Annotated in this window: 10 protein-coding genes; 6 read left to right on the top strand and 4 right to left on the bottom strand. The window is 69.1% G+C overall.

The window, feature by feature from the left end; translation table 11 throughout:
* Positions 1-14: 14 nt before the first annotated feature.
* Entirely contained in the window at positions 15-2,729 is a 2,715-nt protein-coding gene (locus ACIBG8_RS51995) for an NACHT domain-containing protein (protein WP_397350828.1), read from the top strand.
* Here the strand turns inward: ACIBG8_RS51995 and ACIBG8_RS51990 are convergent.
* Positions 2,726-3,793, bottom strand: a complete 1,068-nt coding sequence (locus ACIBG8_RS51990) for a trypsin-like serine peptidase (protein ID WP_397350827.1) — start codon at positions 3,791-3,793, stop codon at positions 2,726-2,728. The genes ACIBG8_RS51995 and ACIBG8_RS51990 overlap by 4 nt on opposite strands.
* A gap of 56 nt (positions 3,794-3,849) precedes the next feature.
* Positions 3,850-4,851 (bottom strand): peptidase, encoded by a 1,002-nt coding sequence (locus ACIBG8_RS51985; protein ID WP_397350826.1) that lies wholly within the window; start codon positions 4,849-4,851, stop codon positions 3,850-3,852.
* 157 nt (positions 4,852-5,008) lie between these two features.
* Here ACIBG8_RS51985 and dxr point away from each other — a divergent pair, with 157 nt between their 5' ends.
* Complete coding sequence (gene dxr / locus ACIBG8_RS51980) at positions 5,009-6,175, top strand: 1-deoxy-D-xylulose-5-phosphate reductoisomerase (RefSeq protein ID WP_397350825.1); 1,167 nt, start codon at positions 5,009-5,011, stop codon at positions 6,173-6,175.
* A 10-nt stretch (positions 6,176-6,185) separates the two neighbouring features.
* Positions 6,186-7,352 carry a flavodoxin-dependent (E)-4-hydroxy-3-methylbut-2-enyl-diphosphate synthase gene (ispG, locus tag ACIBG8_RS51975; RefSeq protein ID WP_397350824.1) on the top strand — a complete coding sequence of 389 codons (1,167 nt, stop codon included), beginning with the start codon at positions 6,186-6,188 and terminating at the stop codon, positions 7,350-7,352.
* 145 nt (positions 7,353-7,497) lie between these two features.
* On the opposite strand, the gene ACIBG8_RS51970 is transcribed toward ispG, so the two are convergent.
* Both ACIBG8_RS51970 and ACIBG8_RS51965 read right to left on the bottom strand, forming a co-directional pair.
* A complete protein-coding gene (locus tag ACIBG8_RS51970) occupies positions 7,498-8,646 on the bottom strand; it encodes a hypothetical protein (protein ID WP_397350823.1) in 1,149 nt (382 codons plus the stop codon).
* Complete coding sequence (locus ACIBG8_RS51965; RefSeq protein WP_397350822.1) at positions 8,643-9,158, bottom strand: SigE family RNA polymerase sigma factor; 516 nt, start codon at positions 9,156-9,158, stop codon at positions 8,643-8,645. The genes ACIBG8_RS51970 and ACIBG8_RS51965 overlap by 4 nt, the downstream gene beginning before the upstream one ends.
* A 166-nt stretch (positions 9,159-9,324) precedes the next feature.
* On the opposite strand from ACIBG8_RS51965, the gene ACIBG8_RS51960 reads away from it, so the two are divergent.
* From ACIBG8_RS51960 to ACIBG8_RS51950, 3 genes are read left to right on the top strand one after another with little or no spacing between them, the layout of a single operon-like run.
* Complete coding sequence (locus ACIBG8_RS51960; protein ID WP_397350821.1) at positions 9,325-10,935, top strand: alpha/beta hydrolase; 1,611 nt, start codon at positions 9,325-9,327, stop codon at positions 10,933-10,935.
* A 36-nt stretch (positions 10,936-10,971) separates the two neighbouring features.
* On the top strand, positions 10,972-11,814 hold the full coding sequence (locus ACIBG8_RS51955) for a GNAT family N-acetyltransferase (RefSeq protein ID WP_397350874.1): 843 nt from the start codon (positions 10,972-10,974) through the stop codon (positions 11,812-11,814).
* A gap of 56 nt (positions 11,815-11,870) precedes the next feature.
* On the top strand, positions 11,871-12,482 hold the full coding sequence (locus ACIBG8_RS51950) for a hypothetical protein (protein WP_397350820.1): 612 nt from the start codon (positions 11,871-11,873) through the stop codon (positions 12,480-12,482).
* Position 12,483 lies beyond the last annotated feature (1 nt).

The following is a 12,483-nucleotide window of genomic DNA, read 5'->3' as shown; positions in this document are numbered from 1 at the left end:
CAAACTGGATCACTATGGACCGCTACGTCGACGCCGTGCGCCTGCTGGGCGGGCCGGATCCGATGGTCAGGCGGATCGAGACCATCCTCAGCGTCGGCACGCTCGGGCTGTGGGACCTGATCGACGCGAAGAGCGAGCTGATCAGGATGAGCAACGAGTTGCTGGGGCGGTGGCGGGAGTGGCGCTCGGGGGACGACTGGCGCAGCCGTACGGAACGCATCGAGGCGGCGCACACGATCCTGGTGATCTCGTCCTTCCTGGAGGTCCTTGATCTGCCCTTCACCTTGGCCGGACGCTGGGTGAACCCGCCGGAGTGCCCGTCACCGCGTCAGCCGTACGAGATGACGGTCGTCAGGATCGAGGCGTACTACCTGGAACTCTGCAGTGGATTGCGGGTGTACGTGACCGACCTGGCGGCATGGGAGCGGCTGCCCGAGCACGAGAGGGACCGCCTGTACGCCTACCTCGGGACCCCGCTGGCCGAGGCGGCCGTCAGGCGGTACGAGGATGGGTATCGGCGGCTTGCGATGGACGTGCCGGAGTTCGCGTTCTGGGCCGGGATGGTCGAGCACCAGGCGACCAGGCACGGGCTGGCCGAGCTCGAACGTCTCCTGACCACGATCGCCTCAGGCGCGGCGCTGCCCGCCGAGGTGGACAGGGTGGCGCGGTTGCAGCAGGCCGTGCTCGGGCGGGCCATCGTGGAGACCGGCGACGTTCCGGACGGCGTAAGGTTACCGTCGCTCGAAAGCGCCTACATCACCCCGCGCTACCGGGCGAACAAGGCGGACAGAGGCGACAACCCCAGCGCCGAGAGCTGGTGGGCGGAGCTTCCCGTGCGCGACGACCTGCCCGCTTTCGTCGCCTCCTACCTGACCGGGTCGGCCGCGAGCAGGGCCCCGCTGCTCGTCCTTGGCCAGCCGGGCGCGGGCAAGTCGGTCCTGACCAAGGTCCTCGCCGCCCGCCTGCCCGCCGGACGTTTCCTCCCGGTACGGGTGCCGCTGCGCGAGGTGGCTGCGGGCGCTGACATCCAGGAGCAGATCGAGCAGGCCCTGTACCTCCTGACCGGCGACCGCGTCACCTGGCCCGCGCTGGCCATGGCCGCCGGAGGGGCGCTGCCCGTCGTCATGCTCGACGGCTTCGACGAGCTGCTCCAGGCCACCGGCGTGCAGCAGTCCGACTACCTGGCCAAGGTGGCCCGCTTCCAGCAACGCGAGCTCGACCTGGGCCGCGCCGTCGCCTTCCTGGTCACTTCCCGTACGGCTGTCGCCGACCGTGCGGCCCTTCCCGACGGCAGCGTGGTCGCCAGGCTGGAACCGTTCTCCTACGAGCAGATCGGGAGCTGGCTGGAGGTGTGGAACGCGGAGAACGTCAAGCCCTTCACGTTCTGGGACGCGATGAGCCAGCGCACGCTCGCCGAGCAGCCGCTGCTGCTGTTGATGCTCGCGTTGTGGAACGCCGATGGCGGCACGTTCTCCGGTGCTCTGGGTCAGGCGGAGCTGTACGAACGGCTGATGCGCCGCTTCGCCGAACGGGAGCTGGCCAAGAGCCACCCGCCCGACCAGGTGCCCAGGTTGGTGGAGCAGGAGTTGCTGCACCTGTCGCTGGTGTCGTTCTCGATGTTCAACCGGGGGCGGCAGTGGGCGACGGCGGCCGAGGTGGACGCGGACCTGGCTGGGCTGCAGATCGCGGCGCTCCAGCCGGGTCCTGCGGGGTTCGCGACGCCGTTGAGCGCGGGGGAGAAGGCGTTCGGGCGGTTCTTCTTCGTCCATCGGTCGCAGGCGACTCGGGACCGGGACGTGCTGCAGACGTACGAGTTCCTGCACGCGACGTTTGGCGAGTTCCTGATCGCGCGGCTGGTGGCGCGGCTGCTGGGGGAGCTGGTGGCGCAGGAGTCCTCGCTGGGCGGGGTGAACGACGGGCTGCTGTCGGCGCTGCTGTCGTGGTCGACGATGTCGTCACGGTTCCCGATCCTGACGTTCCTGAAGGACCTGATGCCCGCGCGGTGCAAGGACATGGTGCTGCGGCTGTTCCACGACCTCGAACGGCGTGACCTGCGCGCATTTCCGGGCTACGAACCGTGGATCTCGGGGCCGCCGCGCAGGTTCGCGTACTACTCGGCCAACCTCATGCTGGTCGCGCTGTGCTCCGGTGATGAGCTGTTGCTGAGCGAGCTCCTGCCGGGTCGCGAGGACCTGCAGGTCGAATGGCAGCGGCACGCCCTGTTGTGGCGTGCGCTGACCGGCCCCGACGAGTGGCGGGGGTTGGTGGGCCTGGTGGCCGTGCGCCCGACGGCCACGCCGGACCCCTACCTGGTGCTGGATGCCGGGTGGAGACCCGCGCCTGTGGATCCGGCCTGGGTCGAAGAGATCACCCAGCCGACGGACGTCTTCGACCTCCACCGGCGGGTGAGCTTTGTCTGCGGTGTGGAGGAGCGGCTCCTCCTTCACGCCGTCGAGCCACTCCTGGGAATTCCCTACACCGGTGCGGCGGAGGCGGTGACGAAGGCGCGCCACTTCATCGACGTGCTCTACCTGGGCCAGGACGACATGGAGCTCCGCCGCCACGTGCTCCAACGTGCGTTGGAACGAGGAACCCATGCCCTGGCGGAGGAAAAGGCGATCATCGGCGACCTCGCTCTGCTGCCGAAGGACAAGGCCGCGGAGATCATCAGGAGCATTCCCCACGCCAAGCTGCAGGAGGTCGCCAGGATCCTCGGGATCGAGCTCTAGGCCCGCTCCGCCGTACTGAACAACGTCTTGGCGGCGTCGCCGAAGTACGGGCCGAACATGGTGCCGTGGTCGTCGCTGTACTTGAAGCTGCTCACCGACGTCACCGTTCCCCGCCCGGACGACGGGTCGAAGCCGGTCATCCACGGGCCGCCGCTGGATCCGGCCGTCATGTCGCACGACATGCCCTGGTCGCGCGTCTGGTCGTGCGGGTCGTCGCGGAGCCGTCCCGCGCAGTAGACCAGGTGCTCGCCGTCATAGGGGGGATCGGCGGGGAAGCCGAAGCCGAAGGCCTGGCCGCCGCGCGTGGTGTTGAAGCCGATCTCCTGCGCCCCCACCGTCTCGGTGACGTGCCGCCCGTCGGACTTGTTCAGCGCCACCATGCCCACGTCATAGCTGTCGTCTGCCGACCGCGACCACGGCCCGGCGACGAACATCCGGCGCGCGGTGAAAGCGCCGTAAGGCTGCCCGCCGCCCTCCTGGTAGCCGGGCACGAAGGTCCAGTTCTCCGCCCACTCGCCCACGCCGTCCTTGACGCAGTGACCCGCGGTGACGACGACGTCCTTGTTGGCGCTGCGCACGGTGCCCGCCGAGCAGACGAAGTCGACGCCGTCCACGGTCAGGAAGACCCGCCCCGTGGTCCTGGCCACGGCCCCGCCGGCCTGCCAGCGCGAACCCGTGGTGGTGGAGGAGGCGGGCCGCGACGACTGCCGGCGCGGCTGGACGATCTTCGCGGTCCCGCCGGTCAGATCAGGGGCCGCGCCGAGTCCCGCCTTGCCGGTGAGCCCGCTGAGCACCCCGCCGCCCTGGCCCACCAGGTCGAGCAGCTTGATCGGCAGGGCGTCCGCCATGCGCTCGGGCGTCCAGTAGGAGAGCACGCGCCGCTGTTCAGCTGAGCTGTGCGCGGCGACGTGCTCCACGACCTCGGCTCTGGGCGCCGCCCGGTGCACTGAGGAGACGACAGGGCGGCTCGGCAGCTGCTGCGCGGGGGTGGCGCCGATCAGGGCGGGGCCCATCAAACCGGCGACCAGAGGCGCAGCCGCAAGCAGGGGGGTGCTCAGGGTCATGGCCCCCGAGTCTGCACTACGAGATGTGTTCTTGTGACTACTTTCGGTAAATAGCCTCAGAGTGCGCTGGTGCTCGCAGCGGTGGTGTATACGGCCTGAGCCTCCGTTCCGAAATAGGGGCCGAACATCCAGTTCGCGGCGAAGTTGTATTTGAAGCTGTTGACCGAATTGAGGTTTCCCGTCCCTGTGGTCTCGTTGAATCCGACGAACCACGGGCCGCCGCTGGAGCCGCCGGTCATGTTGCAGGTGAGGCCGTGGTCCTTCGACATGAGGAAGTCGTCGAACGCGCGCCCGGCGCAGTAGATCAGCTTGGAGCCGTCGTAGGGAGCGGCGGCCGGGTACCCGAAGGCGTACATCTGCTGGCGCCTGGCCTGGTTGAAGGCCACGCCCTGGCCGCCGACCACGTCGGTCAGCGTCTTGCCCTGCAGCGGCGCGACGACGGCCGCCGCGACGTCGAAGTTGATGTCCTCGTTGGAGTTCCACTGCGGGGTGGTGAGCAGCTTGGTGGCCACCCAGGTGCCGTACGGCCGGGCGCCGTTGTCGTAGCCGGGCACGAAGACCCAGTTCGTGTGGAACGCGCCGCCGAGCTTCACGCAGTGCCCGGCGGTGATGATCGTGCTCTCGTTCGCGCTGGTCACGGCGGATCCGGAGCAGGAGGCGTTGCGTCCCTGGTAGGTGAAGAAGACCCGCCCGGTGGTCTTGGTGATCTGGCCGTCCTTCGTCCAGGCGGTGCCCGAGCTGTTGCCCGCCTGGGGCTGGGGCGTGGGGCCGCCGCCGTCGGTGGGCGGGGTTGACCAGGGCGTGCCCGTGGTGGGCTCGCCGGGCGCGCCCTGGCCGTTCTTGGAGCCGGTCTTGGGGGCGGGGCCGTTGAGTGGCTGAGCTGCCTCCATCTTGGCCGGAGTCCAGTACTTGAGCACGTCGCGCTGCTCGGAGGTGCTGTCTGCGGCCTCTTCTGAGACGGGCTTCGGGCCCGATGCCGCCTGTGCCGCCGTCATCGGGAGCGCTACGCCCCCGGTGGCGAGGGTGAGGATGGAAAGCAGAGCGGCTCTGCGGTGCATTACGTACCTCCCATAACCGGATCTGAGCCTGGAAGGTAGCGGGCGCAATATCCCGATTTCTCAAGATTTACATAGATGGATATAGCGATATTCCGGCATTTATTCACTCAAATATCCTGTGTCACAGGGGTGACGGGATGCGGGGCACAATGGGCGGGTGCATACAGACCTTCCCCGCTCCGTCGTCGTGCTCGGCTCCACCGGCTCGATCGGCACCCAGGCCCTCGACGTCGTCGCCCGCGCTTCGGGCTCCTTCAAGGCCGTGGGGCTCGCGGCTGGAGGCGGGCGCGTCGACCTGCTGGCCAGGCAGGCGGCCGAGTTCGACGTCGAGGTCGTGGCCGTCGGCGACGCGTCGGCGGTGCCCGCGCTCCGCGCGGCCCTGGAGTCGTACGGCGCGCGAGCGGCTGTCGCCACGACGGAGGAGGTCGCGGCCTGGCCGTGCGACATCGTGCTCAACGGCATCACCGGCGCGCTCGGCCTCACCTCCACGCTGGTCGCGCTCGAGGCGGGCCGTACGCTGGCGCTGGCCAACAAGGAGTCGCTGATCATCGGCGGCCCGCTGGTGAAGCGGCTGGCCAAACCCGGGCAGATCATCCCGGTCGACTCCGAGCACTCGGCGTTGCAGCAGTGCCTGTGGGCGTCGGGGCCGGCGGGCTACGAGCCCGAGGCGGTGCGGAAGCTGATCGTCACCGCGTCCGGCGGGCCGTTCAGAGGGCGCACGCGGGACGAGCTGGCCGACGTCACGCCCGAGATGGCCATGGCGCACCCGACCTGGGACATGGGCCCGGTCATCACCATCAACTCGGCGACGCTGGTGAACAAGGGCCTGGAGGTCATCGAGGCGCACCTGCTGTTCGACCTGCCCTTCGACCGGATCGAGGTGGTCGTGCACCCGCAGTCGATCATCCACTCCATGGTCGAGTACGTCGACGGCTCCACCATCGCCCAGGCCAGCCCGCCCGACATGCGCCTGCCCATCGCGCTCGCCCTCGGCCACCCGGCGCGTGTCCCGGACGTCGCCAGGGCCGTCGACTGGACCAAGGCCTCGACCTGGACCTTCGAGCCCCTGGACAACGAGGCGTTCCCCGCCGTCGAGCTGGCAAGACAGGTCGGTACGGCGGGCGGCACGGCCCCCGCCGTCTACAACGCGGCCAACGAGGTGTGCGTCGACGCGTTCCGATCGGGAACGCTACCTTTCCTATCCATCGTGGACACAGTTGCGTGCGTGGTATCAGAACATGTCGTGACATCCGCGGACACGGTGGGTGAGGTCCTCGCGGCCGACGCGTGGGCTCGGGCGAGGGCGCGCGAACTCACCACCTAAACTGGGAAACGTGACTTCTGTAGCACTCGGCATTCCCTCGGTCCGTCCCAAGCCGATCGCCGAACGGCGGCGCTCCCGCCAGATCATGGTGGGCACCGTGCCTGTCGGTGGTGACGCTCCGGTATCCGTGCAGTCGATGACCACCACCGTCACCGCCGACGTCAACGCGACCCTGCAGCAGATCGCGGAGCTCACCGCCTCCGGCTGCCAGATCGTCCGGGTCGCCGTGCCGTCCCAGGACGACGCGGACGCGCTGCCGATCATCGCCAGGAAGTCGCAGATCCCGGTCATCGCCGACATCCACTTCCAGCCGAAGTACGTGTTCGCCGCGATCGACGCCGGATGCGCGGCCGTACGGGTCAATCCCGGCAACATCAAGAAGTTCGACGACAAGGTCGGCGAGATCGCCCGCGCCGCGCAGGCGGCCGGCGTGCCGATCCGCATCGGCGTGAACGCCGGCTCGCTCGACCCCAGGCTGCTGGAGAAGTACGGCAAGGCCACGCCCGAGGCGCTGGTGGAGTCGGCGCTGTGGGAGTGCTCGCTGTTCGAGGAGCACGGGTTCCGCGACATCAAGATCTCGGTGAAGCACAACGACCCGGTCGTGATGGTCAACGCCTACCGGCAGCTCGCGGCGCAGTGCGACTACCCGCTGCACCTGGGCGTCACCGAGGCAGGGCCCGCGTTCCAGGGCACCATCAAGTCGGCGGTCGCGTTCGGCGCGCTGCTGGCTGAGGGGATCGGCGACACGATCCGCGTCTCGCTGTCGGCGCCTCCGGTGGAGGAGGTCAAGGTCGGCAACCAGATCCTCGAGTCGCTGGGGTTGCGCGAGCGGGGGCTGGAGATCGTGTCCTGCCCGTCGTGCGGGCGGGCGCAGGTGGACGTGTACACGCTGGCTGAGCAGGTGCAGGCTGGGCTCGAAGGGCTCACCGTGCCGCTGCGGGTGGCCGTGATGGGCTGCGTCGTCAACGGCCCTGGGGAGGCTCGGGAGGCCGACCTGGGCGTGGCGTCGGGGAACGGTAAGGGGCAGATCTTCGTGAAGGGCGAGGTCATCAAGACCGTGCCTGAGTCGCAGATCGTGGAGACCCTCATCGAGGAGGCGCTGCGGATCGCGGAGGAGATGGGCGTCGAGGTCGACCTCGACGACGACGCCCCCGGCCCGCAGGTCACCGTCGGCTAACCCCACAAACCCCCCGTCTCCAACAACCCCTTCTGAGGGGGCCGCCCCTCTGAGGGGGCCGCCCCTCTGAGGGGGCCGCCCCTCTGAGAGGGTCACCCTTCTTAGGGGGTTGACCCTCTTGGTGATCACAGGGGTGGGGTTGGGGTCAGAGGCCGGGGATGACCAGGTCCCCTGCCCAGGCCTTGTAGGAGTAGGTCTCCAGCGTGCGGACCTGCCCTGTGGTGACGTTCACCGCATAGGTGACGTCGCCCAGCATGGGTGTCCTGTCGCGGAAGTTGTTCTTGAGGCTGTCCACGACCAGGATCTCGTCCTCGTTCAGCCACCCGCCCACCCGCATCGGGCTGAAGTGCTCAGGCGCGCCCTTGAACGTCACCTCGCGCACCATCTTGCCCGTCGCCGTGTCCACCGTGACGAGCGAGTCCGCGGGTCGTGACTCCATGCCGTTGGAAACCCCCGACAGATAGGCGAGCGTGCGCCCGTCGGCGGCCAGATGGCCGACCGTGACCCACGTGCCCTTCACCGGGAACGGCGTCACCTTCCCGTCGGCGAGCAGGCCGAACCTGTCGTCATCCCCGCTCACGACGGCGGGCGCCCCGCCGTTCGACACCTTGTCGACGAACCAGCCGTCAGGAACCGGCGCCGACACCCCGGTCTCCACCTCCACGATCGTCCTGTCGAGCGAGTCCCAGAGATGGCGGCCGTCAGGGGAGAACTGGAGGAGCACCCCCTTGGCCACCAGCGTCTTGCGGTCGACCCCGCCGGGGAGCAGCCAGATCTGCCCGCTCTCCAGATCGCGGACCGCGAACTTCTGGTCCTTCTCGCTGTAATAGGCGATCCGCGTCCCGTCCGAGGAGATCTCCAGCGGGGCGCCCGTGTTCATGTACTCCTCCTTGCTCTGCTCGGAGTACACGCTCAACGCCTCAGGCACCCGGTACGTCTGCCCCCCGCGCGTGACGATCTTCCACTGCGCGCACTCCTTCGCCCCGAGCTCGGCGGTGTTCCTGCCCGGATCCCACTGCCTGCCGCAGAAGTCGTAGTAGGCGTATCGCGCCGCCTCCACCCCGGAAGCGGGCAACACGTCGGAGAACACCGTGGTCGCCGTGCTCCGCCGTACGTCGGAAGGCCCGCTGACGAGTACGGCGGCGCCCACGGCGAGCGCGGCGACCACCGCGACAGCCGCCCCGAGAGCAGAGGTCAGCCGCTGCCGCCTCGCCCGGCGCAGCGCGCGCTCGGCCAGGTCGACCGTGGGCGCGTCCTGGGCGATCAGCTCGAGTTCGTCGTGCAGTCTGGTCATCGGTTGGCCTCCTGAGGATCGGCGTCGTGCAGCAGCTCGGCAAGCTCAGGCGCCAGGGCGCGTAACCTGCCGAGCGCGTGGTGTGTCTGGCTCTTCACCGTCCCCTCGGAGCAACCGAGCAGGTCGGCTGCCTCCTCGACGGTCCTGTCCTCGTAGAACCGCAACACGAGTACGGCGCGCTGGCGCGGGGTCAACCGGGCGAGCGCCTCCTGCAGCGTGATGCGGTGCAGGCTCTGGTCGCCGCTGTCGTAGCCGCGCTCGGGCAGGCTGGCGGACGGCACGTCGGTGAACCGCCGCCGCCTGCGCCAGGAGATGTGCTCGTTGATCAGGCTCCTGCGCGCGTACGCCTCGGGGTTGCCGTCCTTGGCGAGCTTGCGCCAGTGCCTGGCGACCCGGGTCAGCACCGTCTGCAGCAGGTCCTCGGCCTGGTGCGCGTCGCCTGTCAGCAGGTAGGCGCTGCGCATCAGCGACTGTTGCCTGCTGCGTACGAACTCCACGAAATCTCGCTCCATGCGACCCCCTTCACCCTTATCAACGCCACCTACGGCAGGGGGGTTGGAAGCTACACAGCGCCATGAACCGATTACAGGTTGGTAAGCATCACGCCATACGCAGCGTGAGTGACCGGCTACTCACGGGAGTATCGCTCTGCCGTATGAGCATAGGGAGAGTAACCGGGTGAAGCGGGTTGTCGGGATTGTCGCGAGTGTGATGATGCTGGCCGTCGGGGTGGGCGGTGCGCAGGGCGCAGTGGCCAAGACCATCCCGAGCCAGGGCATCGTGTGGGGTCCGTGCGGGAAGCAGCCGTCCCTCTTCAACCAGGTGCTGGGTTCGTTCAGAAAAGCCACCGAGCCCGCGCCCCCGGCGCCGGGCACCGAGTGCGCGACCGTCCGGGTCCCGCTCGACTACTCCAGCCCGTACGGCCAGACCGTCAAGCTCGCGCTCAACCGCGTCAAGGGCAGGGTCTCGCGCGACGCCAACCACCTGGGCACCCTGCTGGTGAACCCGGGCGGCCCTGGAGCGTCCGGCCGCGAGCTGGCCGAGTACGTCGCCGCCACCCTGCCGCCCAGCATCGCCGACCGCTACGACGTGGTCGGCTTCGACCCGCGCGGCGTCGGCAACAGCGAGCCCGCGCTGCGGTGCGTCGACCCGGACAAGTACTACGCGCCGCCCAGGCCCGACCACGTGCCCCACTCGGCAGCCGAGGAGAACACGCTGATCGGCAGGGCCAAGGAGTACGCCGACCGGTGCGGCAACCTGTGGTCGTGGCTGCTGCCGTACCTGACCACCGAGAACTCCGCCAGGGACATGGACACCATCAGGACGGCGCTCGGCGAGGAGAAGATCAGCTACCTCGGCTACTCCTACGGCACCTACCTCGGCGCCGTCTACGCCACGCTCTTCCCGTCCCACCTCAAGCGGCTCGTCCTGGACAGCACCGTCGACCCCAAGGGCGTCTGGTACCGCGCCAACCTGGAGCAGGACCGCTCCTTCGACGCCAGGCACCGCGACTTCCTCGCCTGGACGGCGCGCAACGGCTCCATCTACCACCTCGGCACCACCGCGAAGCAGACCGCCTTCGCCTGGTACTCCATGCGCAACCGGCTGCGCGAGCGCCCGGCAGGGGGAGTGGTCGGGCCGAGCGAGCTCGACGACATCTTCACCGTCGGCGGCTACACCAACGCCGTCTGGCCGCAGCTGGCCGGGGCCTGGTCTGCCTACGTGCGCGAGGGCGACGTGGACGGCCTGCTGAACGCCTACAACCAGCACGCCAAGAACGACGCGGAGGACGAGAACGGCTACGCGGTCTACTTGGGCGTGCAGTGCAGCGACGCCGCCTGGCCACGGGACTGGGCGCGCTGGCACGCGGACATGGCCCCGCTGCACCGCAAGGCGCCCTTCATGACCTGGTCGAACGCCTGGTACAACGCGCCGTGCGCGTTCTGGGGGGTGCGCGGCGGCACGCCGGTCACGATCAAGGCGTCGAAGGAGCTGCCGCCGATCCTGATGCTCCAGTCGCGGCACGACGCGGCCACGCCGTACGCGGGGGCGGTGAACATGAGCAAGCTCTTCCCGAGCGCCCGCATGGTCGTCGAGCCCGGCGGCAACCACGGCATCTCGCTGATCGGCAACAAGTGCGTCGACCGGGTGCTGGTCGACTACCTGAAGGACGCCTCGCTGCCGCAACGCCTGACGTGCACGGGGCTGCCGGATCCGCGTGCGGCCAGGCGGATGGCGTCCGGCGGCGCCGTAGGTCACGAAAGGCTCACCGAGCTCATCGGCAGATGAGCCTTTCTGAGGGGCTTCGCGTAGGCTGCTCGTGTGATGCTGCGTACCTCGGCGTCGCGCGTCCTCGACGACAACGATCGGGAAGAGGTGCTCGCGCTCCTCGACTCCGATCCCGTCGCCAACGTCTTCGTCGCCTCCCGGGTGCGGACCGTCGGGCTCAACCCGGCGCGTCTGGGCGGGCAGATGTGGGGATTCGGGCAGCGCGGCGGGCTCGTCTCGCTCTGCTACGCAGGAGCGAACCTGGTGCCGGTCAACGCCGGGCAGGAGGCCGTGCTGGCCTTCGCCGACCGGGCGCGTAAGCAGGGCCGCCGGTGCTCGTCCATCGTCGGTCCCGCCGACGCCGTCTCCCTGCTGTGGGAACGGCTGGAGCCGCACTGGGGCAGGGCGCGCGCGATCCGCTGGGCCCAGCCGGTGATGGCCATGTCGGGCCGCCCCAAGGTGGCGCCCGACCCGCTGGTGCGCCGGGTGCGGCCGGAGGAGTTCGAGATCCTGCTGCCCGCGTGCGTGGCCATGTTCACCGAAGAAGTCGGGGTGTCGCCCAACGGCGGTGACGGCGGGGCGCTCTACCGGACCCGGGTGTCGGAGCTGATCCGCATCGGCCGTTCCTACGCGCGGATCGACGACGGCAAGGTCGTCTTCAAGGCCGAGATCGGCGCGGTCACCCCGCAGGCCTGCCAGATCCAGGGCGTCTGGGTGGACCCGGCGCTGCGCGGCCAGGGGCACGCGGCGGCGGGGATGGCGGCCGTCGTGGACGCGGCATTGGCGTGCTTCGCACCGATCGTGTCGCTTTACGTCAACGACTTCAACCACGCTGCCAGGGCCGTATATCGCAAGGTCGGCTTCCGCGAGGTGGACACGTTCATGTCGGTTCTGTTTTAGGACACTGGCAGGAAGTGGCCTTATCGCAGGGCCGCTAATCCGGGACCATGGCCCGCGTGGTCCCTCTCATCCTGCCTGTCGGCCATTTCGCCGGACCGATGTTCACGAGCCCCGACAGCGAGGCGCCGCAGAGCTTCGAGGTCCGCTTCAGGGACGGCGTGTTCTCGCTGTCCGCCCAGGAGTACGCGATCTGGGCGGTCGCGCACGGCGATCCGGAGAAGGTGGGCAAGAGCGGGCTGCACCGGCTCGGCGTGCTCGACGCGGCCAAGGCGGCGGGCGTCGAGCGTCCTGAGCCGCTGTTCGACTCCCTGCTGGACGACGGGTTGCTGGTGGAGATCCCGCCGGAGAGCCATGACCAGGTGAGCTTCGCCGTACGTCACCAGATCTATCCGCTGGCGCTCGGCCTCGGCAACTCGCCCGCCCAGCTCGGCGCCTTCCAGATCGGCATGCCGAACGCGGCGCGCGCGACCGTCGGCTACGACGTCTACCACCTGTGGCTGTTCACGCACCGCCAGCCGACGCTGTGGCACGCCATCCGCCTCATCGCCAGGGAGGCGGAGGAGACTGTCGAGCTCATCTCCGATCCGCTGGTGCTGCTGCGCGGCATGCTCGACGCCCTTCCCGTGCTCATCTCCACCAGTTGCGTCTACATCGACAGGAGGGACTGAC

The organism is Nonomuraea sp. NPDC050556 (genome assembly GCF_044457355.1).
GTDB lineage: Bacteria > Actinomycetota > Actinomycetes > Streptosporangiales > Streptosporangiaceae > Nonomuraea.
The sequence above is the reverse complement of the archived record's forward strand: the minus strand, read 5'-3'. Positions and strand labels throughout refer to the sequence as shown.

Coding starts and splice junctions, on each gene's coding strand:
- ACIBG8_RS51995 (WP_397350828.1), top strand. CDS start 15: ATGGACCGCTACGTCGACGCCGTGCGCCTGCTGGGCGGGCCGGATCCG.
- ACIBG8_RS51990 (WP_397350827.1), bottom strand. CDS start 3,793: ATGACCCTGAGCACCCCCCTGCTTGCGGCTGCGCCTCTGGTCGCCGGT.
- ACIBG8_RS51985 (WP_397350826.1), bottom strand. CDS start 4,851: ATGCACCGCAGAGCCGCTCTGCTTTCCATCCTCACCCTCGCCACCGGG.
- ACIBG8_RS51970 (WP_397350823.1), bottom strand. CDS start 8,646: ATGACCAGACTGCACGACGAACTCGAGCTGATCGCCCAGGACGCGCCC.
- ACIBG8_RS51965 (WP_397350822.1), bottom strand. CDS start 9,158: ATGGAGCGAGATTTCGTGGAGTTCGTACGCAGCAGGCAACAGTCGCTG.
- ACIBG8_RS51955 (WP_397350874.1), top strand. CDS start 10,972: ATGCTGCGTACCTCGGCGTCGCGCGTCCTCGACGACAACGATCGGGAA.